Annotated in this window: 21 protein-coding genes; 15 read left to right on the top strand and 6 right to left on the bottom strand. The window is 46.0% G+C overall.

Annotation, left to right across the window (positions count from 1 at the left end; genetic code table 11):
- Positions 1-106 precede the first annotated feature (106 nt).
- On the top strand, positions 107-1120 hold the full coding sequence (locus A3773_RS09870) for a zinc-dependent alcohol dehydrogenase family protein (protein ID WP_067985655.1): 1014 nt from the start codon (positions 107-109) through the stop codon (positions 1118-1120).
- Between the two features lie 227 nt (positions 1121-1347).
- On the opposite strand, the gene A3773_RS09875 is transcribed toward A3773_RS09870, so the two are convergent.
- Complete coding sequence (locus A3773_RS09875; RefSeq protein ID WP_067985534.1) at positions 1348-1908, bottom strand: rhodanese-like domain-containing protein; 561 nt, start codon at positions 1906-1908, stop codon at positions 1348-1350.
- A gap of 242 nt (positions 1909-2150) precedes the next feature.
- On the opposite strand from A3773_RS09875, the gene A3773_RS09880 reads away from it, so the two are divergent.
- The 7 genes from A3773_RS09880 to A3773_RS09910 all read left to right on the top strand — a co-directional run bounded on the left by A3773_RS09880 (position 2151) and on the right by A3773_RS09910 (position 8683).
- Complete coding sequence (locus A3773_RS09880; RefSeq protein ID WP_067985535.1) at positions 2151-3362, top strand: TsoY family (seleno)protein; 1212 nt, start codon at positions 2151-2153, stop codon at positions 3360-3362.
- Between the two features lie 112 nt (positions 3363-3474).
- A complete protein-coding gene (locus A3773_RS09885) occupies positions 3475-4365 on the top strand; it encodes an MBL fold metallo-hydrolase (protein WP_067985537.1) in 891 nt (296 codons plus the stop codon).
- Positions 4366-4378: 13 nt separating this feature from the next.
- A complete protein-coding gene (locus tag A3773_RS09890; RefSeq protein ID WP_067985539.1) occupies positions 4379-4801 on the top strand; it encodes a protein tyrosine phosphatase family protein in 423 nt (140 codons plus the stop codon).
- Positions 4802-4826: 25 nt separating this feature from the next.
- Complete coding sequence (locus tag A3773_RS09895) at positions 4827-6545, top strand: SulP family inorganic anion transporter (protein ID WP_067985541.1); 1719 nt, start codon at positions 4827-4829, stop codon at positions 6543-6545.
- A gap of 167 nt (positions 6546-6712) precedes the next feature.
- Complete coding sequence (locus tag A3773_RS09900; RefSeq protein ID WP_067985542.1) at positions 6713-7366, top strand: peroxiredoxin; 654 nt, start codon at positions 6713-6715, stop codon at positions 7364-7366.
- 358 nt (positions 7367-7724) lie between these two features.
- Complete coding sequence (locus A3773_RS09905; RefSeq protein ID WP_067985544.1) at positions 7725-8249, top strand: DUF6515 family protein; 525 nt, start codon at positions 7725-7727, stop codon at positions 8247-8249.
- Between the two features lie 191 nt (positions 8250-8440).
- The gene (locus A3773_RS09910) at positions 8441-8683 is read left to right on the top strand and encodes an EF-hand domain-containing protein (protein WP_067985546.1); all 243 of its coding nucleotides are present in this window, start codon (positions 8441-8443) and stop codon (positions 8681-8683) included.
- Between the two features lie 203 nt (positions 8684-8886).
- Here the strand turns inward: A3773_RS09910 and A3773_RS09915 are convergent, their stop codons facing one another.
- Entirely contained in the window at positions 8887-9723 is an 837-nt protein-coding gene (locus A3773_RS09915) for an alpha/beta hydrolase (protein WP_067985548.1), read from the bottom strand.
- Positions 9724-9800: 77 nt separating this feature from the next.
- Between A3773_RS09915 and A3773_RS09920 the strand changes: the two genes are divergently transcribed.
- From A3773_RS09920 to A3773_RS09935, 4 genes are all read left to right on the top strand, one after another.
- The gene (locus A3773_RS09920) at positions 9801-10295 is read left to right on the top strand and encodes a gluconate 2-dehydrogenase subunit 3 family protein (protein WP_082800596.1); all 495 of its coding nucleotides are present in this window, start codon (positions 9801-9803) and stop codon (positions 10293-10295) included.
- Complete coding sequence (locus tag A3773_RS09925) at positions 10295-11959, top strand: GMC family oxidoreductase (protein ID WP_067985552.1); 1665 nt, start codon at positions 10295-10297, stop codon at positions 11957-11959. The genes A3773_RS09920 and A3773_RS09925 overlap by 1 nt, the downstream gene beginning before the upstream one ends.
- 339 nt (positions 11960-12298) lie before the next feature.
- On the top strand, positions 12299-13936 hold the full coding sequence (locus A3773_RS09930) for an autotransporter family protein (protein WP_067866857.1): 1638 nt from the start codon (positions 12299-12301) through the stop codon (positions 13934-13936).
- Positions 13937-14028: 92 nt separating this feature from the next.
- Entirely contained in the window at positions 14029-15078 is a 1050-nt protein-coding gene (locus A3773_RS09935) for an SEL1-like repeat protein (protein ID WP_067866859.1), read from the top strand.
- 198 nt (positions 15079-15276) lie between these two features.
- Here A3773_RS09935 and A3773_RS09940 read toward each other — a convergent pair whose 3' ends face one another.
- The gene (locus A3773_RS09940) at positions 15277-15630 is read right to left on the bottom strand and encodes a DUF3127 domain-containing protein (RefSeq protein WP_067985554.1); all 354 of its coding nucleotides are present in this window, start codon (positions 15628-15630) and stop codon (positions 15277-15279) included.
- A 415-nt stretch (positions 15631-16045) separates the two neighbouring features.
- Here A3773_RS09940 and A3773_RS09945 point away from each other — a divergent pair, with 415 nt between their 5' ends.
- Entirely contained in the window at positions 16046-17032 is a 987-nt protein-coding gene (locus A3773_RS09945; RefSeq protein WP_067985656.1) for a YeiH family protein, read from the top strand.
- A gap of 28 nt (positions 17033-17060) precedes the next feature.
- Here A3773_RS09945 and A3773_RS09950 read toward each other — a convergent pair whose 3' ends face one another.
- Positions 17061-17540, bottom strand: a complete 480-nt coding sequence (locus tag A3773_RS09950; protein ID WP_067985556.1) for an Lrp/AsnC family transcriptional regulator — start codon at positions 17538-17540, stop codon at positions 17061-17063.
- 269 nt (positions 17541-17809) lie between these two features.
- Between A3773_RS09950 and aceE the strand changes: the two genes are divergently transcribed.
- Positions 17810-20482 carry a pyruvate dehydrogenase (acetyl-transferring), homodimeric type gene (gene aceE, locus A3773_RS09955; RefSeq protein ID WP_067985561.1) on the top strand — a complete coding sequence of 891 codons (2673 nt, stop codon included), beginning with the start codon at positions 17810-17812 and terminating at the stop codon, positions 20480-20482.
- A gap of 65 nt (positions 20483-20547) precedes the next feature.
- Here aceE and A3773_RS09960 read toward each other — a convergent pair whose 3' ends face one another.
- Positions 20548-23907 carry a transglutaminase family protein gene (locus A3773_RS09960; RefSeq protein WP_067985563.1) on the bottom strand — a complete coding sequence of 1120 codons (3360 nt, stop codon included), beginning with the start codon at positions 23905-23907 and terminating at the stop codon, positions 20548-20550.
- A gap of 380 nt (positions 23908-24287) precedes the next feature.
- Positions 24288-24881, bottom strand: a complete 594-nt coding sequence (locus A3773_RS09965; protein ID WP_067985565.1) for a helix-turn-helix domain-containing protein — start codon at positions 24879-24881, stop codon at positions 24288-24290.
- A 278-nt stretch (positions 24882-25159) separates the two neighbouring features.
- Between A3773_RS09965 and glnT the strand changes: the two genes are divergently transcribed.
- Positions 25160-26491, top strand: coding sequence for a type III glutamate--ammonia ligase (gene glnT / locus A3773_RS09970; RefSeq protein ID WP_067985567.1), 1332 nt, complete (start codon positions 25160-25162; stop codon positions 26489-26491).
- The last annotated feature ends 13 nt before the right edge of the window (positions 26492-26504 follow it).

Below are 26504 nucleotides of genomic sequence, written 5' to 3' on the forward strand. Positions count from 1 at the left end.
TGGCTTGCTTTATTAAAATTATGACGTCAATCCAGGTTTGCTAATATCTACAGCGTTTTATCTTTTTTAGGTATTGGTCAACTCTTTTTATATGAAGGTTTTTAAAATGAAAGCAATAAAAATAAAGCAGCAAGACGGTACCGATGGTATTTATTTAGATGCTGTAGAAGATGCGCCTCAGCCAGAATATGGAGAAATCCGGGTTAAAATTTATGCGGGTTCTCTTAATTTTCATGACTATCTAGTTGCTGCGGGTCAGCTGCCTACCGCTGATGGCCGAGTTTTACTTTCAGATGGCGCTGGCGTAGTAGAAGCCGTTGGGCCTGGCGTTAGCGAATTTAACGTTGGTGATAATGTCGTATCCACGTTTTTTCCACAATGGCGTGAGGGTGCTGTTCCTTCTAGCGCAGGAGGCTTTAGCCAAACTCCAGGCGATGGTGTTGATGGCTTTGCCATTGAATATGTCACTCGTTCAGAGTCTGCTTTTACCCATGCGCCTAAGGGGTGGAGTCATGCTGAAGCGGCGACCATCACTACTGCAGGCTTAACGGCTTGGAGAGCTTTAGTTGCCGATTGTGGGATTAAAGCTGGGGATAAAGTACTGACTTTGGGTACAGGGGGTGTTTCATTAGCGGCTATACAGATAGCTAAAATGCATGGCGCTGAAGTATTTATTACATCATCATCAGATGAAAAGTTGATGAAAGCGAAGGAGCTAGGTGCTGATCATGTCATTAATTATGCAAAGAACCCAAATTGGTCGGAAAAAGTTCTGGAACTTACTAATGGCAGTGGTGTAGATCACGTGATTGAATTAGGTGGGCCAGGCACGCTTGAGCAATCAACTACCGCTGTGAAGGTAGGGGGAAATATTGCATTAATAGGCGTGTTGACAGGCTTTGAGGGAGTATTCCCAACAGCTCAATTGATGTTTAAACAAGTGAAGCTTCAGGGGTTACTTGTGGGTAGCAGACAGCAACAGGTTGATTATATAAAAGCATTGGAAGGTAGCTCCATACGTCCAGTCGTTGATCGTGTTTTTAAATATGAGAACCTTAAAGAAGCATTTGAATATCAGCTGTCTGGCGCTCATTTCGGAAAAATATGTGTTGAATGGTAACGAAAAATACACCCATTTAAGTGTTTGAATGGCTACTACTTGCAAGTAGGGTCATTTTATACTGCTTACGATGACGTGATGTGACGAATGGGTATGGGCTATATATACAGCGATTGGCTATGTTACTTACGCGGTCAGTTTTGCTGATTTATGAGTCTAAGTTACTACATTTTAAAAAGTTGTATGCCATGGGTGCAGGTTTCTCCTGCACCTTTTTTTATTCTAAATTAGCGATCAATACGGTAGATCTTGTCTGGGTTAGGTTTAGCGCTCCAAGGTAAGCCAGAGTTCTGCCAGCCGTTTTGGATACGGAAACCGGTTTTTTTACCTGCTTTGGCGCTGTCACCTTGGAAGCCGTTAATCATGTAGGTTGCATTAGGGAAACCGTGTTTGCGTAGAAATTCTGCGCTTGGTAGGCCTCGTTCACTACCAGAGCGACACATAGTGATCACGGTCGCTTGTTTGTCTAAGCCGCGTTCAAGCAGGGCTTGTTCAACTTGAGTGGCGAAATCTGGATTTTGGTAAAGGCGAAAGCGGTTTTTCTTAGCATCCCATTGGCTACGATCTACCATTAGGTAGGGGATATTTAGATCCACCTCATCGGTAAAGCCAATAAACATGATTTCAATCGGGTCACGTACATCAATAAACAGCACCTCATCCGGTTTTTGTTGTAACAGTTCATAGGTGGCTTTGGGGCTGATACCACTAATATCGCTTGCCTGAGCGCTACTCAGTGGCAGAGACATGATTGCACTGAGGAATAGCGGGGTTAGATATTTCTTCATCGGATGATCCTCTCTTTTAAAAACGGAAGCGGTGGGGTGACAGCTATCTGCTAGCATTAAGGCAAATAGTATGTAATAACATGTTTAATATTAGTATTTTCTAATATAAAATACTTTATTACAATAGCGTTGTGACTTTTTAGTCTACTTCTGCTGAGAATGTGATTTAGCGCTACGCTTATGAGTCGAGTGCAATCCTCCGCTTTAGCCTGACTCAATTATCAAAGATAAGGAGATTTCTGATGTTAAGACGAGACCCTGAGCAGCCTTGGCATCCCAGTTATTGGTTGGCGGCACTCGGTGCTGGTGGACTTTCTATCTCATTTTTTATGTACCTGATGTGGTTGGTACCTCATCAGGGTTTTCCTATGCCGACTTGGCAGCATCTATCGGCCTTACTGACTGGTACTACGCCATTATCTACTGGAGTCCGCCCGCTGGCTATTTTTGCGACCCTTTTTATGTTGTTGCTGGCGTTGTTGCACTTTACGCTGCTGATCTGGAATATTCGTGAATATCGTGTGGCGCGCAATACAGAAGCCTACCAGCGATTGTTGGGTTCTCCCAGCGAAGTGCAGTTGATGACTCAGCCGCTGACATTTGCGATGACTGTTAATGTTTGTTTTGCACTCGGTGCGCTCTGTGTGCCCGGTTTATGGTCTATTGTGGAATATCTTTTTCCTCTCGCCTTGCTGGCGTTTGCTGCTATAGGCGTTTGGTCACTCAAACTCTATGGCCGTTATCTGAGCCGGATGCTTGTTAGTGGTGGGTATCGCCATGAAGAGCATAATCACCTCTCTCCGTTGATGGCTGTTTTTACCTTTTCTATGTTGTCTGTTGGTTTTGCCGCACCGGCGGCTATGTCGCACGTAGCGTTTGTGGCGGCGCTGGCAGCAACTTTATCGATTTTGTTTCTGGTCATTGCTGTGGTCTCCGGTGTATTGATTTTAATATCGGGCCTGCAAGCGATGTTGCAGTATGGTTTACAAAAACAGGCCACGCCGAGCATCTGGATGTTGATCCCGATTATGACGTTGCTTGGGATTGAGTGGGTGAGGATGCAACATGGCTTGAGCCATCATTTTTCAACCCCTGTTGAGCAGGGCAGGTTGTTTGTTGTTTTGACAGCTATTTTCATGTTGCAGCTGGGCATTATGCTGCTGGGGTATCGTGTTATGCAGCTAAATGGTTATTTGACGGATCACCTTCTAGGTGACCAGCGTAACCCCGTTAGTTTTGGCTTGATCTGCCCTGGTGTCGCGTTGTTTGTGATGGGTATGTTCTGGTGGCATCTAGTGTGGGTACAAGGTGGTATCGTCACTGCGTTTGGCGCGGTTTACTGGTTGGGGATTGCTGGACTTGCGGTGGTACAGTTTTTAACGCTAGGGGCATTGCTACGCTTGAGTCATCGTTTGTTGCGACACAAACCCGTTGAGATTGCGTTAATGGAGTAAATACGCTGTGGCTATTAAGCTCATAGTTAAATTTAAATGAGGTAAAGCAGACAGGCTACGAAATTTCATTTAATATTAGACTTATCTAATATTGTGTGGCAGGAGATATACCATGAGTGAAGTACACGCTTCCCCGTGCGTGCCTCAGGTGAAAGCCTTTTTTGATGAACCAACCAACACGTTCAGTTATGTCGTACAGGACCCTGAGTCTACTGCATGTGCCATTATCGATTCGGTGCTGGATTTTGATTATGCCAGTGGCTGTACGGATGTGCGCTCGGCTGACGAGATCATTGCTTATGTGCGTGATAAGGATCTGTCGGTTGAGTGGATTTTGGAAACCCATGTTCATGCTGATCACCTATCAGCAGCACCTTATTTACATCAAACACTGGGTGGAAAAACGGGTATCGGAGCTATGATTACCCTCGTGCAGGATACTTTTGGCAAGGCATTTAATGCCGATACTGAGTTTGCGCGTGACGGTAGTCAGTTTGATCATCTGTTTGAGGAAGGCGATCGTTTTAATATTGGTAAACTTGAAGGCTATGTGTTGCATACACCAGGGCATACTCCGGCCTGTTTAACTTATGTGATCGGAAATGCGGCGTTTGTGGGCGATACATTATTTATGCCGGATTACGGTACTGCCCGTTGTGATTTTCCCGGTGGTGATGCCCGTACGCTGTTTCGCTCGATTCAAAAAGTACTTAGTTTGCCGGGGGAAACCCGAATATTCCTCTGCCATGACTATAAAGCGCCGGAACGGGAGGAGTACTGCCATGAAACGACGGTGGCAGAACAGCGTAAGCACAATGTACATGTGCATGAAGGCATTACCGAGGCTGAGTTTGTACGCATGCGCACCGAGCGTGATGCGACATTGGCTATGCCGACTCTGATTCTGCCATCGGTTCAGGTCAATATGCGAGCGGGTGAGATGCCGCCAGCAGAAGACAATGGCCAAGTGTACCTAAAAGTACCGATCAACCTATTTAAATAAGACCGAGGAATTTATGGATATTAAAGAACTTGAACCGGGCTTTTCTATCAGCCATGCGATCTATCCCAGTGATATTGAAGAGCTGAAAACCCTTGGCTTTCGCGCGATTATCTGTCATCGCCAGCCAGGTGAAGCGGACGACCATATCGACGACTCCCTGCTACGCCAAGCAGCAGAAGCGGCGGGAATTGAATGGGTCGAGATTCCTGTGACACCGGGTGAATATACAACGGAAGCGATTGAGGCCTTTGGTGCCGCAATTGATAGGTTGCCGACGCCTATTTTGGGTTTTTGCCGCAGTGGTCGCCGCGCGGTATCCCTTTGGGTTCACAATCAAGTGCAGCAGGAAAGCTGTGATTTAGGGCAGTTGTTGCAGGCCGCCCATGCTGCTGGTCATGATTTGCATGCAGAGAAGGATAGCTTTATTAAAGGCTGATCTTGAGCGCTATTAAGGGGTTTAAGTGAATATTAAAAAATACCTGCCGATTCTGGAGTGGTTGCCGAGCTATCGTTTGGCGATCTTCAATCAGGATCTGATGGCGGCTATGATTGTGACAGTGATGTTGGTTCCTCAGTCATTGGCTTACGCTATGCTGGCGGGTCTGCCCCCTGAAGTGGGGCTGTATGCCAGTATTGCCCCCTTACTGATTTATGCGGTGTTAGGTACAAGCAGTGCTTTATCGGTAGGACCGGTTGCCGTTATTGCTTTAATGACGGCGGCTACTGCAGGCACGATAGTGTCACCGGACGGTGACGCATACCTGACCACCGTTATTTTGCTGACGTTTATGTCCGGTGTCATGCTAACATTGATGGGGTTATTTCGACTGGGCTTTCTTGCCAACTTTCTCAGTCATCCAGTGATTTCCGGTTTTATAACGGCTTCCGCTATCATCATCGCTGTGGGTCAGTTTAAACATCTGTTGGGGGTTTCGGTGAGTGGTCATAACCTGCCTGACCTGTTGCTCGCGTTGGTTAAGGCGCTGCCGGATCTGAATCTTATGACGCTACTGATGGGTAGCGGTACGTTGTTGTTTTTATATGCAAGTCGGCGTTGGCTAGGGCCGTTTTTGAATCAATTAGGTTTTAGCCAAGTCATCGCCAATAGTGTGGGGCGCTTGTCTCCGATCTTGGCGGTTGTTGTGACTACGGCCATCGCCGCTTATTTCACATTAAACGAACAGGGCGTTGCGGTTGTGGGGAGTGTGCCAGCGGGCTTACCACCTTTGGCGATGCCTTCGTCCGATATCAGCCTTTGGAAGCAGCTTTGGGTTGGGGCGCTGTTGATCAGTATTGTCGGTTTTGTGGAGTCGGTATCTGTGGGGCAGACATTGGCTGCAAAACGTCGTGAGCGTATCGATCCAGATCAGGAGTTAATCGGCCTTGGTTGTGCCAACCTTGGTGCGGCCGTTAGTACGGGTATGCCGGTAACGGGCGGCTTTTCTCGCTCGGTGGTGAATTTTGATGCTGGCGCACGCACTCCTGCAGCGGGCGCTTTTACCGCCTTAGGTATTTTGGTGGTTATTCTTTGGTTAACGCCTCTGTTGCAGACATTGCCTATCTCAACCTTAGCGGCGACGATCATTATTGCCGTGCTTTCTTTAATTGATATCCACGCAATCAAGCATACGTGGCGTTATTCCAAGGCTGACTTTTCGGCGATGCTGCTAACCGTTGTGATCACCCTGCTGCAAGGGGTCGAAGCAGGTATTCTTTCTGGTGTGGGTTTATCACTCGCGTTACATATTTGCCGTACCAGTCGGCCACATACGGCGGTCGTAGGGCGAGTTGCCGGTAGTGAACACTTTCGTAATATCGAGAGACATACGGTGGAGACCTGCCCGAACGTGCTGATTATTCGGGTTGATGAAAGTCTTTATTTTGCCAACGCCCGTTATTTGGAGGATCAGATCCAGGCGCTGGTGAGTCAAAGTCCAGAACTTCAGCATTTAGTGATCAGTTGTCAGGCGGTCAATCTAATCGATGCGTCAGCACTGGATAGCTTAGAGTCGATCAATGCTCGCTTGAAGGATACTGGGATTAAACTACATTTGGCTGAAGTTAAGGGGCCGGTGATGGATCGCTTGGAATGGGTTGAGTTTCCTGAGCAGCTGAGTGGTGAAATATTTATCAGTACGTTTGCCGCTTGGCAGCGGCTGAAGCGCGGTGACAAAGATTAAAACCGCCTTTAGTTGGAGGCCTTAAGGCGGTATGGCGTTCACGCTATAAATTTTGACTATTACGTGTATTGCTAGGATTAATTTTATTTAGTTATAAGCTTATATTATTATGTTATTAATAAAGGGCAAGTATGCCCGCCAAAGTAAGACAACTGGAGAAATGAAAGATGGCACTTCGAATCAATGACATCGTACCTAACCTCGATTTGAAAACCGATCTAGGCGACTTCAAATTACATGATTTCATCGGCGACAGCTGGGCTATTTTATTCAGCCACCCGAAAGACTTCACACCGGTTTGTACAACTGAGTTTGGCGCAGTGGCTCAGCTAGCCGCTGAATGGGAAAAGCGCGGCACTAAAGTGATCGGCCTGTCGGTAGACGGCGTTGATGAGCACGTTAAGTGGAAAGCGGATATTGAGAAATACTCTGGCGCACCGGCTAAATTCCCAATCATTGCGGATGACGATATGGCGGTTGCCAAAGCATTAGATATGTTACCAGCGGATGCTTATCTGCCGGATGGTCGCACCGCTGCTGACTCTGCTAGTGTGCGAGTGGTCTTTATCTTCAGCCCAGACAAAAAACTGCAGCTGTCGATGACCTACCCAATGTCGGTTGGCCGTAACTTTGCTGAAGTTCTGCGTGCGTTGGATGCATTGCAAGCAACCGCTGGAGCGCCTATTGCAACGCCTGCTAACTGGGAAGTAGGGCAAGATGTTATTGTTGGTTTGTCGTTAAATGATGACGAGGCGAAAGCTAAGTTTGGTGATGTTGAGATAAAATTGCCTTACCTGCGTACGACTAAACAGCCATCATAACTGATTAGTTAGCCGTGCTAGATTACAACGCCCTGTCCGCAACTTCGGTTTGCTGGCGGGGCGTTTTTGTATCTGTGTGCCTTACTTAACGACCTAGCTGTTTTCTTTATTCTAATGATATAGGGCCTAACCATCATAAGGCTTAACCTGCCTATCGCCCCGCATGCCAACAGATCCTGTTGTTGTGGGTGGTTGATTCACTAATCCCATAATAGCGGTTTTATTCCTACTTTCTCTGTGTCTGCGAGGGTGTGGATTACCTCTCTGTTTTGATTTTACCTAACTTTACCTTTCCATAACCCAAGTTTACCTGCCTCTGTTTCACTATAGCGTTGTCAATCGAATAGGAGATAGGCGCATGAAACAGGCGTTTTTTGGCTTTGTTGTCGTAAGTATTTTGATCGCGAATGCTGGGGCTGTTAATGCCGCGCCAGGTGCTCATCATCAGCGACCTCATGGTCCTGTTGATTTCCTGCCCGCTACAGCTGCTCATTTGGTGGTGGAGGGGGTTAAGTACTGGTTATCCGATGGAGTCTATTACCGTAAGGCGGGTGAGCATTATGTGGTGGTTGATAAAGCCCCAGGTTTACGTCACCTACCCAAGGGGGCCGTGCTTGTTAAGCGAGGGGGTAAGGACTATTTCCGGCATGGCGATATTGTTTACCGTTGGGTGCCTGAGGTGCGTGAATACCAAGTGGTTGAGTTAGCGGTTTCAGGGCCAGCAATCTATCAACGGGGGAGTGTTTTAGAGAGCCTTCCTGATGGAGCCTACGCCAAAAAGGTCAACGGTGTGCAGTATTTTACGCTGAATGGTCAGTTTTTTATGCCGTCTAAGGTGAATGGTAAGGCGGTGTATGTCGTGGTTGATATTGATGCACATTAAGGCGGTATGACGTGGTCAGGAGTTTAGGTCAGCACCTAGCACAATCGAATGATTAAACGTATGTGGGTAGCCGTTTTACGCAGATACGTAGTTTGAGATCGAGTTTAAACCTGAGTGATTTATATGGGGCGGTTGCGCTGCATAGCACTCTTTAATGTTTGATTATCTAAAAAAGATAGAGAGGGTTTGTTATGAAAAAATCGGCACTTTTGTTAGCGACGGTTATTATGTCAGCGAGTATCTTACCTGCGCATGCAAAGGGCGATCGTCCGGCACCACCGTCCTTTGAGGAACTTGATATTAATGGCGATGGTGAATTAAGCAAAGATGAACTCAAGGGGCCTCTTTTAGATGGTTTTGACAAGTTCGATACGGATGGTAATGGCACATTAAGTAAGTCTGAACTGCCTGAGCCGCCACGACCTAAACGCTAGATCGTTTAGCGACATTTAACATCTAGCCAATGCCCCACTATTCCTCAACATGAAGGGCCATCTTCAGTTAAACATTGGGGCGTTGGTTAGTGTACTTTACAACCCTCTCAGAGGGATGGTAAGACTCTAAGACAGTCGCAGAAAGGGCGATTTCACCTCCAGTTATCTCTAACACAAGCACACCATCGCTCTAATAACGAGTGTTAATGTACGGTCGTTTTTACCGCTTCTAGTCGTTCTACCCACTGCTTTTCCCAGCAGCAGCTATGTGTAGCGCCATCGATGATGTAGATAGAAACCTTATGTTTTAAATGGCGAAACTTGTCGTGAAATTTTTGTAATAAAATTGGCGGCGTATTTTTATCCTTGGCACCGACAAAGTGATGTTGCTCGATCTGTGAAAGCTGATTGATGTAATGGGCTGGATTCAGAGAGTCTGCTAGCGGTGAGACATGATGGTAATGGGACCACTCTGTATGGTCGAGGTTTGCTGAAAGGGTGATGACTTTGTTGATATCATTCCTTCTGAGTGCGATCAGTGTCGCCACCGTTCCACCTCCTGAAAACCCAATGAGGTTTATGTGTTTGGCTTCAGTGTCTTGGACCGCTTTATCTATGGCTTGATTCATGGCTTGAATAACCTCTTCAGCGTACCTTGCTGAGGTCCAGTAGCGGTTATTGCAATGAGGTTGTGTTGGGATATATTGACAGGGTCTCGCTAGGTAAAGGCTATCATTTTCATGTGCGGCAAGTGCTAGCTTCAGCGCAACTGGATTTTTAGGTGTCGGATCTGATGAGGGTTTTGTTCGGGATGACCAAGCGAAACCATCACCTTCTATATAGATGGTTAACAGGTCAGATTTTACTTTGTCGGCGGGTTGATAGCTCCGAAGCGTGAATTGTGATGTTGTTATATCTACTGCCACCCAGTGTTTAGTGGCGGCTAACGTTTCTGCTGTTGGATAGGTATTGTAGGAGCAGGCTGTTAACGTCAGTGTTAGGATAAGGGTTAACTTTATTAAGGCTGAAGTGTATTGCATTGGCTAACGCGTCCTTTTTAGGGTGGCTTCCCTACATGGATGTTCCCCTTCTTAAATTAATTTTACAAGAGTGAGCTATGTATAGGCGAAGGTTCTTAGGGCTTTTGTGTGAAGCGGCAGTGATCGCACCTTTAGTGTTTCAAATTAGAACGGCTTCAGCCTCATTAGATAAAGTGGGGGTGAATAGCGAAACATTGTCTGCTTTTCTTGATGTTCTTATACCTAAAGATGAGACACCCTCTGCGAGTGAGCTAAATATCCATAAAAAAATCATATCGCATGCCTATCGAATTGAGAACTACATTGTTTTATTGGAGCAAGGGCTAGCGTGGTTGGACCGGCAGTCTGTGACCTATTTTATGAAGCCTTATGCGGCGCTTAGTACAAGGGAGCAGGAACGTGTGACCTACCTAGCGTCAACACCAGATGCGCCGAGTATTGTTCAACTATTTTTTAGTCGAATTAAAAATGATGCACTATTTATTTACTACACTCAACCGGAAAGCTGGAAGGGCATGATCGAGTCGCCTCCTCAGCCCTATGGTTATCCTGATTTTCAAGAGATCGGCTAATGGGCTTTTTACACGAAGATTATGATGTCGTCATTGTAGGGGCCGGTGCTGGCGGTGGTGCGATGGCTTGGGCGTTGGCACAGGAAAAAATAAAGGTTTTAGTTTTAGATGCTGGGCCTGCTTATACGCCTGAAGTGGATTTTAAATTAACCACTCAGAACTGGGAAGATAGCTTTCCCGCTAAATATAAAAGCCCTGCTGTTCAGTTTGCCTCCCATCAACCATTAAAAAAACAGTATAAAGGGCTGAGATCGTGGAATCATCTTCGTGGGCTGTTAAATACCAGTAATGAACGCATATCCTTTGGTTATCATCGTGTTCAAGGGATAGGGGGGAGTTCGCTGCATTATAGTGCTGAAGCCCATCGAATGAATCCACATGCCATGAAAATGCATAGCCGGTTTGGTGTGGCAGCTGATTGGCCTTTGACCTATGAGGAGCTGGAACCCTTTTATGCGCAGGCTGAAGAGATGATGGGGGTTGCCGGGAATTCTGCTCACCCACCTCGATCGCGTTGGCGCAGTACGCCATTTCCGCAAAAAGCCCACCCGCTGTGTGCACATAGCCAGATTTTGAGTCGAGGTTTTAATCAATTAGGTCTTAATCTAGAACATAATTCATTAGCGATTTTGTCGACACCAACGGATGGGCGTCCTTCATGTAATTATTGTGGTTGTTGTTTGAAAGGTTGTTCACGGATGGACAAAGGCACTGTTGACCTTACCTATATTAAACACGCTGTAGCGACCGGGTTTTGTACGGTTGTGCCCAATGTATCGGTCAAAAGAATTGAAACGGGAGATAAGGATAAAGTCACGGGTGTTCAGTTGGTACACGAAGGGAAAGAGATGCACCTCCGGTGTGATTTATTAGTGGTTGCTGGCGGTGCAATTGAGACACCACGTTTGTTACTTGCGTCAAAGAGTGCTCAATCGCCCGATGGGTTATGTAATGAGTCTGGGCAAGTCGGAAAAAACTTTATGGAGACGCTTCTTTGGACGAGTAGCTGTTTTTATCCACAAGCGCTGGGTAGCTATAAAGGGACCGCGGTTGACGCTATCTGTTGGGATTTTAATGACCCTGATGCTATCCCCGGTGTGATTGGTGGATGTCGATTTAGCACATCGGTTGCTGAGTCTGACTTGCTTGGCCCGCGCGCGTATGCAACACGCGTAGTAGACGGTTGGGGGCTTGATCATAAAAAGAAAATGAGAGCCTTATTTGGCTCTGTTTTGTCGGTGTCGGGTATTTGTGAAAGCCTCCCCCATGAGAAATCTTTTGTAGGTTTGTCTATAGATAAAGATGAGTCGGGAATGCCGTTACCAGTTATTAGTAGTTACCTAGACGAGGAAGCCATTAATCGCATCGCGTTTATGTCAGACAAATGTAGAGAGGTCCTTAGTGCAGCGGGTGGAGGTGAGATTTTTGAGGAGTTTAGTTCCTACGACATATTCAGTTCGACTCACGTTTTTGGGACATGTCGAATGGGTAATGATAGAGGACGCTCGGTGGTTAACCGTTTTTGCCAGAGTCACCGCTGGGCTAATCTTTATCTTGTTGATGCAAGTGTGTTCCCTAGCTCCGGTGGGGGAGAATCGCCGAGCCTTACTATTCAAGCATTAGCCATACGAGCGGCGAAGCATATTATAAATAGATCAGGTTAGGTTAGGTAATCGTTTTTAAGGGAAGGAAAGGGGGAGTGGCGAAGGAGTAAGCGCTCCGTTATTGGTCAATAATAAGGTTTTTTCTGTTTAGTGAGCTTTGATTTTTAAAACAAAAAAATAGTATTAAGTCTGTATGTTTTTTTATGAAGGTTGTTATAAGCTTCCAGTACCTATGGTGTGTTCAGGTGTTATTAATCTTGAATTATTGTCTATTAATTGACCTTTTTTAAACATTGTATCTTTATTTTCTGTTTATTCTCCCGTTTGAATCTAAATCCTTGCTGTTGAATCAGCAGTGGCTATACTGATGAGTATCTTTAAGTTTTTAAAAGGAACGATATGTCTCTCATTAGACGTTTTTTGACACTGGTTGTGTTGTTGGTAAGTATGCAGGCTAATGCCGGCCATCTGTTTACACAGAATGTTATTAATACGCCTATTAATCTTACCACTGGTACCGGAATAACTATTACACAGAAAACCTATGAAGGTGGCGGTGTTGATGGAACGGTCACGGTTAATTTTGGTGGGGATTGGGATGCAGGTGATGTGATGACCATCACGATCGGTACTTATACTCAAACCTTCTCATATGACGACCCGCTAGCAGGAACGACTCAAGATGTGTCGAACCTCTATGTTAATGACCCAACCTTAGATGCACTTGATCTTGGTGGAACATTTCCAGCAGATCAGGAATGGTCTTTTGCCGCTGTGCAGGGTGATTTTACCTTAGAAGGTTACCGTATTTACCTCGTAGGCCAGACCTTTAATGGAACCGGTGCTGGTTTGATTGACCAATCACAGGTTGTAGTCGTTGGACCAACGGAGGTCTTTGAGCCGGTATCAACCGATAATACAACGGGTACGGGTGAGATGCTAGACCAGCTAAATGGTAATGTGACCGGTGAAATGGCTACAATCATTGCTGATATGGCAGCTTTGTCTGATAATGATAGGCAAGCAGCAGTAAAAAAAGTGTCACCTGAAACAGGTGCGGCCTTAAGTCAGGCTGCTACCCAAACAATAACGGGTGCGCTTGATACGGTGCAGGTTAGGTTAAATTCCCTTCGTTCTCAAAGTTTTTCAACGACCGCACTAAATTATGATGCCGAAACCGGTCTGTCAGCAGGTGATGAGCACTACCGTCAATCGATGTGGTTAAAAGCGTTTGGCGCGTCGGCCCATCAAGGTGGTAACGATGGTTATGCTGGTTACGGAAGTGATATCCATGGTATTGCTGCGGGTGGTGATACCTTATTGGAAAATGATTGGGTTTTAGGGGGGGCATTTACCTATGCCAATACAGATGTGGAACTTGGCGATTACCGCGACGGTGATGGCTCAGATATAGAAACGTGGCAATTTACGGCTTATGCCTCACGTGATTTTGGTAAGTGGTACCTAGAGTCAATGTTAGCGTATGCCTATCAGGATTATGAAACACAACGGGATACCGGCGTGTCAGGCATCGCGAGTGGTGACTTTTCCGGTGATATGTACGCCTTGCGTGTGACGGCTGGTATGCCCCTTGAGTACACGTCTGGTATCACTATTACCCCTTATGCGGGTCTTGAATACTCTTACATGACCCTAGATGGTTATACCGAAACAGGGGCGGGTGTGATGTCCTTAAATGTTGAAGAGCAGGATGTAGATCGAGGCTGGGTATTATTAGGTGCTAGAATTAGCAAAGACCTAGTGTTAGACAGTGGGGCTGAAGTAACGCCTTCTGTCCAGTTTGGTTTACGTCACGCATTGAATAACAGTGGTATTAATACTGTGACATCCTTTATTGGCGGTGGTGGTAACTTTATCTCAGAGGGTCAAGATATTCATCGCAATGTTTATAGTATAGGCCTTGGACTCGATATTCAGCGCTCTGATAACTTTACGCTTTCGTTGTTACTTGATACTGCGTTTGCAGATGAGTATGAGAGTTATCAAGGTCAAGTTGTTGGTAATTGGCGGTTCTGATACCGCACACTTAAACCGTATTAAGCCCGGTTAAGTGCCGGGCTTTTTAATGGGAAATATTTTATTACTTGAATGTAGAATAGGTAATCGAGATGCGATGGGTAACACTTTTATTAACGCTGATCGTCAGTATCAACAGCGCTTTAGCGTCGCCGCTTGAAAATGGGCTCAAGAAAGCTTCTGAGGGTGACTTTAAAACGGCTGTTGAGTTATTAGAGCCGCTCGCTGAAACAGGTAATAGTGATGCTCAGTATAATTTAGGAGCGATTTATTATTCTGGAAAGTTGGGTGTTGCTAATCCCGCTAAAGCGATTAAATTGTTTAATACTGCTGCAGAGTCAGGTCATGTAGAGGCTGCTCATAATTTAGGTTATATCTTTTACATGGGGGCAGGTGCTAAACGAGACCTTACTTTGGCGTTTAAGTGGTTTTCGCAAGCTGCCAGTGCCGGACATATAGAATCCCAAGTGAGTTTAGCCACCCTGTATGTGAATGGGCAGGGCGTAACGAAAGATATTAGTAAAGCGGCCAATTGGTTCGAGCGAGCAGCTGAAAAAGATAATATGCAGGCGGCTTATAACTTGGGCATTATTTTTTCATCGGGTGAAGGTGTAGAAAAGGATTATCAAAAAGCGAAAAAGTGGCTCCTGCGTGTCGCTGAAAAGGGGCATGTTAATGCGCAGTTCTATTTAGGGAATTTATACCTGAATGGACGGGGTGAAAAAGCGAACCCCGTTGTGGCAAAGCAGTGGTATAAAAAAGCAGCGAACGCTGGACATGCTGAAGCACAATACGCGTTAGCTATGCTGGACTTTATTGGTATTGATGGACAGCCGGACTATGAGGCGGCGTTAGCTATGTTCCACAAATCGGCAAACGGTTGGGATAGGAATGCACAGTATTATTTAGGCCATCAGTATTATTATGGACTAGGGGTGAAAAAAGATGCGATGGAAGCGTATAAATGGTTTGATTTGTCAGCAGCCAATGGACATGTAGGTGCACATTATATGCGTTCGATTGTGGCACATCACTTAACAGAAAAGCAGGTTGGTACTGCGCATAAGAATGCATTGCAGTGGTTTGATGCTAACCATGATAACCCGCACAAACATTATGATTTGAAGCCTCACAGCCATTAAGTTAATTCCGTTGTATGTGATTACCTGTTTGTAACCACTAAAAAGCTTATAGAAACCAGCGTAACTGCTGGTTTTTTTGTTTATACCCCATCCCATTCATAGGGCGTCCCCCCCATAACCAAGCAGACGTGGGGGATATAGGTGTTAATAGAGAACTCGGTTTATTTAGGATGTTGATCGCTTGTATTTTGGCTGGGGTTAGAACGGAATATCATCATCGAAGGAGGTCTCTGGTGCGTAGTTATCAAATGGCGGTTGTTCTTGATTCATATGGCTATCAATAGAGGAGCCTGTTTCAACTTTCCAGGCTTGGAGGTTGTTGAAGTAACGGCCGTTATATTCCCGGCCACGAATATCAAAGGTAACGGTGACATCCTGACCCACTTGAAGGTTATCGAGTAAGCTCACCTTGTCTTGAACAAATTCAAGATTAATCTCCTGCGGGTATTTACCATCTTCAACGATGACGACCATTTCGCGCTTAGTGAAACCGCTGTTAAATGTTTGAGGATCCTGAATTAATTTAACTTTACCTGATAACTCGTAAGCCATTATTTCCTACCTTTAAGAAGACTATCGCAGCGATGAATTAAACCAGAAAAGAGGAACGATTACCTCAGATTCGATCTGTTTTTCACTGAATTATATAGTCACTGTTAGGCATATAACGTCGGAATCTCTATTTAGTTTCTCTTGGACGCTGTATCTATTTGCTAATAACGAATTGTATTAATCATAGAATTTTTTGTTATAAATTTTCTCCATCATCTTCACTTAAACCAAACACTTGTTTAAGCTTAAACAGGTTCATGTGAACGATTCTTCATTGCTTATCTGTAGTGGTAGCTTACGGCTTCTGCAAAATACTTAGCGGATGGGTAAACCTTTACGCCGTGATTTTGAAAATATGTTGGAGAATGTGATGTCCCACATCGGAAAAAAAGCGCCTTTTTTTTATGGAGGTCGAATGGCCGGGTTTCGTCAAATCCTCCCCGGCTTTTTGCTTTGCATGGTTGTGGGGATGGCTGCGAGTTTTGTGTCGGAACATTATGGTGGGCCGACGATTTTGTATGCGCTGTTGATAGGTATGTCTTTGAACTACCTCTCCTTGGAAGGCCGCTGTGTATCGGGTATTCAGTTTTCTGCTAAGTCTGTATTACGCTTTGGGATTGCTCTTCTTGGCGCAAGGATTACCTTCGATCAGTTGTTAGGGTTGGGGGTTACACCGATTGCTATTGTCTTAGTGGGGGTGCCTGCAACACTTATGTTTGGGGTGCTGTGTGGGCGGTGGCTTAAATTGAGCCCGTCACAAAGTATTTTGTCCGGTGCATCGGTTGGTATCTGCGGGGCATCTGCGGCCTTAGCGGTTTCTGCGGTACTGCCCGAGGATAAAGATGCCGAGCGGAACCTTATTTTTACGGTTATCTGTGTTACTGCGTTGAGTACGGTGACAATGATCGCTTATCCATTACTGGTGACCGAGCTTGGGTTAACAACATCAGAAAGTGGTATTTTTCTTGGTGCCACTATCCATGATGTTGCGCAAGTAGTGGGGGCCGGTTATATGATGTCTGATGATGTTGGCGATGTGGCGACCTTTACTAAACTGCTTCGGGTCGCGCTATTGGTGCCGGTAGTCATTGTCTTATCGCTTTTGTTTGCTCGCCAAGGTGTTGAGCGAAAGCGGGGGCGCTTATCGCTACCACTGCCGGGTTTTTTACTCGCCTTTATGCTGATTGTTATTATTAATAGCATGGGAGCTATACCTACCGTCGTATTAGGCGGTATGACTGAATTGTCACGTTGGTGCTTAATTATTGCGATGGTGGGGTTAGGCATGAAAGCATCCTTTAAGGAGCTTTCATTAATGGGCTGGAAACCTATTGCCCTGATGGTGGCAGAAACGATATTTTTAGCTATTTTGGTCGCTATTTGGCTGTTTTCAGTACGCTGAACAGCCTGTATCTATAGCCTTATTAAGGCTATTTACTCAAGTGGCTTAGATCAAACGCTGTTTTGTTGATAGGCTGTCGCATAATAAAGTTTGTGATAATCGAGTTTACCCCCTCTATGGCGGTGAGCTTGTCTAGCAACAGTTGTTGGTAGTGATCTAGGTCGCGGGTGACGACTTTTAGCATGTAGTCCGATTGGCTGCCAGTAATGAGGTAGCACTCCATCACTTCGGGAATAAGAGCAACACCGCTCTCAAAAATTTTCAGCTGCTCCTTGGTTTGCCTTTCGAGTGATATCTGCACCAGTACGGTCATAGGTAAACCGATCTTCTTTTGATCTAAAACGACAATATGTTTGGCGATAAAACCGCTGTTTTCTAACTGTTTCACCCGCCTGCCACAGGGTGTTTGTGAAAGACCCACGGCATCTGCTAGCTCTGCGATACTGATTCGTGCATCTTGCTGGATTTTCTCCAATATTTTCCGATCGATCTTATCTAGCTTATGCATGGTGGCATCTCTGGTGTGTGCAAATCTGTTTGTTTCTGTTGGCGGGTGAGTGCGGTGTTTTGAGCACGTCGAGCCCTTTGTTGAAATTTAGCATAGTGTTTAGCATTATAATATTTTTAAATATTGAATTTAAATGCTAACTAATGCAAATAAATTAGATTTAATCTTCAGTTTTATGTCTATTATGTAGTTTATTTGGCCATTTTCGCTAAGCGGCCTGTGCTATCCTTTTTGCTATATAAAAATGTATTTAAGCGTAGGTAGCGGTTATGAATAATATCAACACTCTGCATGATTATGATGCGGAAGAGATCGCCTTAGAGAATACCGACTGGATAGAGGCTTTAGACTATATTCGGCAGGAACAAGGTGAGAATCGTAGCCGTGAGATGTTACGTTTATTGCAAGACCACCTCCTTAAACAGGGGATCAGTTTAGCAGAGGCCACATTAAATACGTCTTATCGCAACACCATTTCACCCCATCAGCAGCCCGGCTATCCCGGTGATATTGCTATGGAGCAGCGGATTGAAAATATTATCCGTTGGAATGCGATGGCGATGGTGCTTAATGCCAATGAAAATAACACAGGGGTAGGTGGTCATATCGCTACCTATCAATCGGCAGCGACTGCACTTGAGGTGGGTTTTAATCACTGGTTCCGTAAACGCACAGCGGAGTACGGCGGTGATATTTTGATGGTGCAAGCGCACGCGGCACCGGGTATTTATGCCCGAGGTTATCTTGAAAACCGCTTAACCGAGCAGCAGGTGAATAATTTTAGGCGTGAGCTAAAAGAGGGGGGCGGGCTGCCGTCTTATCCTCACCCTCGACGATTACCCGGTTTTTGGCAATTACCTACGGCGTCAATGGGGCTGTCGACCCCTTCGGCTATCTACCAAGCTCGGTTTATGAAGTACTTAGAAAACCGAGGGTTAAAGCCCGATAACGGCGGTAAAGTGTGGTGCTTTATTGGTGATGGCGAATCGGATGAGCCGGAGGTTTTAGGCACGATTAATATGGCCACGCGAGAGGATTTAGATAATCTGGTCATGGTGGTTAATTGTAATCTTCAGCGTTTAGATGGCCCGGTACGTGGTAACGGTAAAATCATTCAGGAGTTGGAACGTAGCTACCGTGGTGCGGGCTGGAATGTGATTAAAGTGATCTGGGGGAGTGAGTGGGATGAGCTTTTCTCCCGTGACCGTGATGGCTTGCTTCAAGCGCGAATGGATCGGGCAGTTGATGGTGATTACCAGTTTTACACGGTTTCCGATGGGCCGACGGTACGGGCACATTGGACCGATGGTGATGAGCGTTTAGCCGCATTGATGAAAACCTTAAATGATGACGAGATCCGCGTTATTCGTCGAGGAGGGCATGACCGTAAAAAACTCAACGCTGCATTTGAGCGGGCGAGTGAAAGTGTCGGTAAGCCTACAGTTATTTTGATAAAGACCGTTAAAGGTGAGGGGATGGGCGCGTCCGCCGAAGGGCAAAATACGGCGCACCAAAAGAAACAGTTGAGTGCAGATGAGCGTATCGCTATTGGTAAACGGTTTGCGATTCCACTCACTGATGAGCAGATGGCAAACGCGACCCTCTATAAGCCCGAAGAGAACAGCCCAGAAGCGCTGTATCTACATCAGCATCGACAAGCATTGGGCGGTTACTTACCTGCACGGGAGGTGACTTGCCCGCCGTTGATCGCGCCGCCGCTGAGTTTATTCAGCGCCGCATTAAAAGGGAGTGAACGACAGCAATCAACCACGATGGCATTTGTGCGTATGTTGGCGACACTGCTTAAAGATAAAGAGATTGGCCGTTATATTGTTCCGATTGTGCCTGATGAGGCGCGAACGTTTGGTATGGAGTCCTTGTTTAAGCAGTTTGGTATCTACTCCAGTGAGGGGCAAAAATATAAACCGGTAGATGCCAGTTCATTGCTGCCCTATAAAGAAGCAAAGGATGGTCAGTTATTACAAGAGGGTATCTGTGAAGCCGGTGCTATGGCCTCGTTCTTAGCGGCAGGCACCGCCTATGCTAATTTTGCTGTACCCATGATACCGTTTTATATCTTCTACTCTATCTTTGGCTTTCAGCGAGTCGGTGACATGATATGGAGCTGTGCTGATGCTATGGCAAAAGGTTTTCTTATTGGCGGTACAGCCGGTCGTACAACGTTAAATGGTGAAGGGTTGCAGCATCAAGATGGGCACTCCCATGTGGTTGCGGCGACGGTCCCTAATATGCGCAGTTATGATCCAGCGTTTGCGTATGAGTTAGCGGTTATTGTGCGTGATGGCATTGAGCGTATGTACCAAAATGGCGAAAACATCTTTTATTATTTGACCTTGTATAACCAGAACTATGCTATGCCGCCGATGCCTGAAGGCGTGGAAGAGGGGATCATCAATGGGATGTACCGTTATCAGTCCAGTGACTTAGCCGGACATAAGGTGCATCTGTTAGGTAGTGGTAGTTTGATGCAGGAGGTGTTGCAGGCTGCGGATATATTGCAGGGCTTTGATTGTAGTGTCGATATTTGGAGCGTGACCAGCTATAACGAGTTGTTGCGTCAGGCTCAGCAGACGGAGCGCCAGAACATGTTGACGCCAGAGACACCGAGTCAAAATTATATTGAGCAGCTGATGGGGAATGAAAACGGTGTCGTGGTTGCGTGCAGTGACTATATGAAATCACTCCCGATGGGCATTTCGAGTTGGTTTACCCAGCCATTTATTGCGTTAGGGACGGATGGTTTTGGCCTGAGTGAGACGCGGGATGATCTGCGTAACCACTTTGAAGTCGATGCCCGTTATATCGCTTGGGCTGCGCTGACGCGGTTGTATCGCGAGGGGGCGTTAGGTTTGGATACATTGCAACGCGCACGGTTGGAACTCAATATTCCAGAATCGAAAACAAACCCCGCTTCGTTGTGAGAATGATGCCCTAACCACAGCTCAACGGAGGTGTGATTAGGGCATACTAAGCGTTACTGCCGCTGTTAGGTCGGTGAGTAACGCCCTGGATCGACACACCTTAAATCAAGGGTATATGGGTATTCTTTCGTGAAGACCTCATCCCCTATAGGTGCAGGTTTTGGTTTAGAGTGATCTGGACCAAATTCACGTACCACTTGAGCACCGGTTGTGCCTGTAATGCTACCCGGCGTATGACCAAACTCATCGTATCGGTTTACACGACGTGATTCGGCCTCATGGCTGTTAATTGGATAGGTATCATAGCTTAACCCGCCTTTGTGGCTGACATGATAGACGCAACCACCCACACTGTGGCCGTTCCATGTATCAATTAAGTCAAAGGTTAGGGGGGCATGTACACCAATTGTTGGATGTAGCGCAGAAGGTGGCTGCCACGCTCTGTATCTTACACCAGCAACATATTCACCATTGCGTCCAGTATTGTGCAGTGGCACGCGATGACCGTTGCAGGTTAGGGCATAACGACTCTCATCTAGGCCGGTTAGTTTAACCTGTAAACGTTCCACCGATGAATCTACATAACGGGATGTGCCAAAGCTACTGATCTCTTCACCGAGTACATGCCAAGGTTCAATCGCCCAGCGTAGTTCCAGTGCGACGTTATCGATCTGTACACGGCCATAATGGGGGTAACGGAACTCTTCAAACGGTGCCAGCCAATCCAGTTGGAAAGGTAGACCATGGGCTTGTAGGTCGTTCACAACATCTTTTAGATCGGACCATGCAAAGTGTGGCAGCATGAACTTATCATGTAGTCCTGTGCCCCAACGGGCGAGTGGCTTGTGGTAAGGCTCATCCCAAAAACGAGCAATTAGGCTTCGAATCAAGAGTGCCTGAACTAAAGCCATTCGTGAATGAGGGGGCATTTCAAAACCGCGGAACTCAAGAATACCTTGACGACCGCTAGCAGTGCCCGGGGCATAAAGTTTATCGATACAGAACTCTGCGCGATGGGTGTTACCCGTCATATCGACAAGGAGGTTGCGTAGGATTCTATCCACTAACCAAGGTTGATCAATAATACCTTCAGGCATCTGATTAAACGCAATCTCCAGCTCATAAAGCATCTCATCTCGTGCTTCATCAACGCGGGGTGCTTGGCTTGTCGGTCCAATGAACATACCAGAGAAAACATAAGAGAGTCCCGGGTGGTGCTGCCAGTAGGTGACAATACTACGCAGTAGATCGGGTCTGCGAAGTAGAGGACTATCGGCTGGAGTGTTACCCCCAATCGTAATATGGTTACCGCCACCTGTACCTGTATGGCGTCCATCAAGCATGAACTTTTCAGTTCCTAGACGGCATTCATGGGCGGCTTGATAAAGGCGTGTTGTATTATCGACTAGCTCTTCCCAGCTGTAAGCGGGGTGAATGTTGACCTCAATAACACCCGGATCAGGCGTTACTAATAGTTTTTTCAAGCGTTGATCTTTAGGCGGTTCATAGCCTTCAAGAACAACCGGTATACCTAGCTCCTCTGCTGTTTTCTCAATACTCGAAATAAGCAGAATATAGTGCTCAAGATAGGAGACCGGAGGCATAAAGAGATACAGTTTTCCGTTGCGAGGCTCAATACACAGTGCGGTTCTAATGACTTCCGTTTGCGATGTTTTGCTCAAATGAGTTGGGCGAGGAGGTGCCACTTGCTCAATGATGTCCGCCTGACCATCTCGGGTAGGAAGTGGACGAACTAATTCGAACGGATCAGCTTCCGGTTGTACTTTCTGTTCAGTTTCAGCTTGGTCTGGCAGTGAATCAAGCGGTAATCTAAACCCTAGAGGTGAATCACCGGGTATTAAGACAATTTGATCACGGCGCATAGGCCATAGGCTAGAGCGCCAGCCTGAATTAAAGTAATCCCATTCCAGCGGTAAAATAAAGCCCGTTGCTTTGCTTAAGCCACGTTGCATCAGTTGAGCAATACGTTTGCGTTCTAAATCGCCGTCAAAATCTCCTTTGACAGGATCTATATTATTGGGCAAGTTTTGCTCTTTCCATAGATAGTAGATTGCATCTTCATAGGCGGGTTGCATGAACTGGTCTTGCAACTTTAAATTGCTACATAGTTGTTCAAAGAAGCGTTCTGCTGTGTCTAAGTCATGCCCATAATCTTTATCTACACGTGCGAGTAAGGAAGGGTCATGCCATAAAGGTTCACCATCTTCTCGCCAGAAGCAGCCTAATGCCCAGCGAGGGATCTCTTCGCCGGGATACCATTTACCTTGCCCATAATGTAATAGTCCACCAGGAGCGTACTCCTCACGTAGACGTAACAGCAGGCTTTTAGCTAAGCTGAGTTTGTCCTCACCTAGGGCCTCAGTATTCCACTGTGGCGATTCCATATCGTCAACTGAGACAAAGGTCGGCTCGCCGCCCATGGTTAAGCGGACATCTTGTTCAGTTAGCTGTTCGTCCACTGCGTGGCCGAGCTGCATAATATCTTGCCACTGCTCATCACTGTAAGGTTTTGTGACGCGAGGGTCTTCGACAATACGGGTGACTGAGTTTTCAAATTCAAACTCCACTTCGCATTTGCTTGTCGCGCCGGTAACGGGTGCGGCAGAGACGGGATCTGGCGTACAGGCGAGTGGAATATGGCCTTCGCCTGCAAATAGACCGGAGGTTGGGTCTAAACCGATCCAACCTGCTCCGGGTATGTAAACTTCACACCATGCATGTAGGTCAGTGAAATCTTCTTCGGCACCGGCGGGGCCATCAAGGGGTTTAACATCAGGTTTAAGCTGAACAAGATAACCCGATGTAAAACGTGCGGCCAAGCCGATTTTACGTAGCACTTGTACCATTAACCAAGCGGTATCACGGCAAGAACCTTTCTTTTTCGTTAAGGTTTCTTCGCAGGTTTGAACCCCCGGTTCCATTCGGATGCCGTAATCAATCTCTTTTTCTAGGCTTTGGTTAAGGGCAACAAGGAAGTCATTAATAGGGGTCGGTTCTAAACTTATGTTAGCGACCCACTCATCTAAGAGTGGACCTTCTTCTGTGCATTCACGGTAAGGCTTCAGCTCCTTTTTAAGTTGTTTGTCGTACTTAAAAGGAAAGTCGGTCGCGTACTCTTCAACAAAGAAATCAAAAGGGTTGATCACTGTCATGTCGGCAATGACTTCAACTTCAATGCTAAATTCATCAGCTTTTTCTGGAAAGACGATACGCGCTTGGTAGTTACCAAAAGGGTCTTGTTGCCAGTTAAGAAAGTGATTCTCTGGTTCAATCTTAAGTGTATAGCCGTGAATATGTGTGCGGGAGTGCGGTGCTGGCCGCAAACGTAGAACATGAGGGAACAGCTTTACTCTGCGATCAAACTTATATTTGGTCTTATGGTTTAAGGCTACCCGAATTGCCATTCCTTAATGCTCCTAAACTAAACGTACATTACTAAGTCATTAGCTTAACGGGCTTAAATGAAGAACACGTTGCCCTGCTTTTGACTTGCTGGGTTGTATTGACGATACCGTTTACAGTGGGTGACATACTCTCTTGGTTATTAAAACGTAGTTTTATTGCAAACTTGCGGTGCCTCGAGGCTTCGTCTTTAATCAGTGATAAAGCAAAAATTAAGCCAGTTAAGTGGCTGCTATTTATAAGTCGGCTCACTGACGCATAAAGTAGCGATACTTAGGACTCGATAAAATCTACCTTAAACGCAGCGCAGGCTGCTCTAAGCATAGAACGAAACAGCGGCATTTTCCGCTGTATCGCTCTTTTTATTCATGCAAGGGCGGGGTTAGTCGTCGGCGTAATTAATGATTGAAAGAAGTTGAATCGGAACTTCCACCAGCTTTTCTGGGCCGTGAGGGATTTCAGCATCGAAGGTTAAGCTGTCTCCGGCCTCCATTTCATAGAGGTGGTTGCCGTGGCGATAGACTAATTTACCACTCACTAAGTAGATAAACTCTTCTCCAGGGTGGGAGAAGGTAGGGAATATCTCCGAAAGATCGTCCATTGTTATCATAAAAGGTTCAAAGGCGGTTTTTCCGCCCCTTTTATAGGTCAGCAGCTGGTAGGTGTGGCCTTTTTCCGTTCCGCGTCGGACCACTTCGAGGCCCGATCCCGCTTTAGTAAATTGCGCGCCGCCATCGGGTCTATCAAAGTCGTTAAACAGCTTAGAGATAGAAAGGCCGATGGCAGAGCAGAGTTTATTCAGGGTTTCTAAGCTGGTCGATACCTGTGCGTTTTCAATTTTACTGACCATGCCTTGGCTAATACCGGAAATGCGTGCGACATCGACTAATTTAAGGCCTTCATCTAAGCGCGCTTTCTTAACTTTCATACCTATATATTGGTCCAGATCGAATTGGGTGCCTCTAGGATCTGTCATAAATATTGCTCCATTCTGGTGCCTTGTGCTGCATAAGTGCGCGTTTTTGTTCGTGTTCGATTTTATTCATTTTAGTTGCTTAATATTCCCACAAAGAATTTTTTTTTACTAGATCCTTATAAATCAACAAGTTATCCCTTTGAGAAATAAATATTCTTATTGGGAAAGTCATTGGCACGCATCATGCTTTCCTGTCGGGTAAATAAATTTACTAAAAAGAATATTTTATTAGTAGATGCATCTATTTAAATGTTAGAGATTAAGCGGAGTGCTCAGTAATGTCTTTAGATATTGATAAGTTTATTAGTGAAAACAAGATCAACTATATTCTCGCCCAATTTGTTGATATTCACGGTGTAGCCAAAACAAAATCAGTGCCAGCACACTGTTTAATGGACGTTGTTAATAAAGGTGCTGGTTTCGCTGGTTTTGCTGTGTGGGGTTTGGGCATGGAGCCCCATGGCCCAGACTTTATGGCCCGCGGTGATCTCGACACGCTTTCTATTGTGCCTTGGCAACCCGGTTATGCACGTATTGTGTGTGATGGTTATGTTAATGATGAGCCTTATATCTATGACAGCCGCGTTGTACTTAAACGACAGCTACAGTTGCTGACTGATAAAGGGTGGACATTAAATACGGGCCTTGAACCTGAGTTCTCATTGTTTAAACGGGATGAGAAGGGCGGCTTACAAACAGTTGATGACACTGACGTGCTTGATAAGCCTTGTTATGACTATAAAGGCCTGTCACGTTCACGTGAGTTCCTTGAAACGTTGGTTGAGTCGTTACAAAAGGTTGATTTTGATGTTTATCAGATCGATCACGAAGATGCGAATGGCCAGTTTGAGATTAACTATACCTACGGTGACGCACTGGAATCTGCTGACCGCTTCACATTTGTGCGTATGGCGGCGGGAGAGATTGCTAACGATCTTGGAATGATCTGCTCATTTATGCCTAAACCTGCATCCGATCGTACGGGTAACGGTATGCATTTCCATCTGTCGATTACCGACGATGCCGGTAAAAACCTGTTCAACGATGATAGTGATGTAAACGGTATGGGCTTATCTAAGATGGCTTACCATTTTACTGCCGGTCTGCTTCATCATGCTAAAGCATTGTGCGCAATTTCAGCGCCGACAGTGAACTCCTATAAACGTTTAGTTGTTGGCGGTTCCGCGTCCGGTGCTACCTGGGCGCCAGCCTATATTGCATACGGTGATAATAACCGTTCAGCCATGGTGCGTATCCCTTATGGCCGCCTTGAGTTCCGTCTTCCTGACTCCGGTTGTAACCCTTACTTAGTGCATGCTGCATTGATTGCGGCGGGTTTAGATGGCATTGAACGGGAACTTGATCCAGGTGAACCGAAAAATATCAACTTATATGCATTAACGGCCGAAGAGCGCGCGGCGGAAGGTATTGAAATACTGCCTCAAAACTTGAACGAAGCCTTAGATGCTTTAGAGGCGGATACCGTATTGACCGAGCGTTTAGGTAAAGAGGTTGTCGGTGAGTTTTTGAAAATCAAGCGGGCTGAATGGATTGACTATAGTCGCCATGTGTCTGACTGGGAAACTGAGCGTTACGCTGAATTCTTCTAATAATTTTATGTGA

Source organism: Neptuniibacter pectenicola, from assembly GCF_001597735.1.
Taxonomy (GTDB): Bacteria; Pseudomonadota; Gammaproteobacteria; order Pseudomonadales; family Balneatricaceae; genus Neptuniibacter; species Neptuniibacter pectenicola.